Origin of the sequence: Pseudomonas sp. EL_65y_Pfl1_R83 (assembly GCF_963970695.1) — a bacterium.
Lineage (GTDB): Bacteria > Pseudomonadota > Gammaproteobacteria > Pseudomonadales > Pseudomonadaceae > Aquipseudomonas > Aquipseudomonas tritici.
On record NZ_CAXAQI010000513.1, the window covers coordinates 1 to 429 of the forward strand.

At 63.9% G+C, this 429-nt stretch carries 1 protein-coding gene; it reads left to right on the forward strand.

Translation table 11 applies throughout. The features are described 5' to 3' along the window. On the forward strand, positions 1-429 hold a 429-nt coding region (locus tag AACY08_RS30105), incomplete at both ends, for an ATP-binding protein (RefSeq protein ID WP_339472734.1).

Sequence of the window (429 nt, forward strand, 5' to 3'; positions counted from 1 at the left end):
CCGCCTTATTCGCTGTCCGGCGCGATCATCGCCGAGATCGAGCGCCAGACAGTCGCGCTGGCCAAGGCGCTGTCGGTCGTCGGATTGATGAACATCCAGTTCGCGGTGAAGGACGGCCTCGTCTATCTCATCGAGGTCAATCCGCGCGCCTCGCGCACGGTGCCGTTTGTGGCCAAGGCGATCGGTGCGCCGATCGCCAAGATCGCCGCGCGGGTGATGGCGGGCGAGAAGCTGGCGGACTTGCCCAAGGTCGATCGCCACATCGACTATTTTGCAGTCAAGGAAGCGGTGTTCCCGTTCAACCGCTTCCCCGGCGTCGATCCGGTCTTGTCGCCGGAAATGAAGAGCACGGGCGAGGTGATGGGGATCGATCCCGATTTCACGCTCGCCTTCGCCAAGTCGCAATTGGGCGCGGGCACTGTCCTGCCC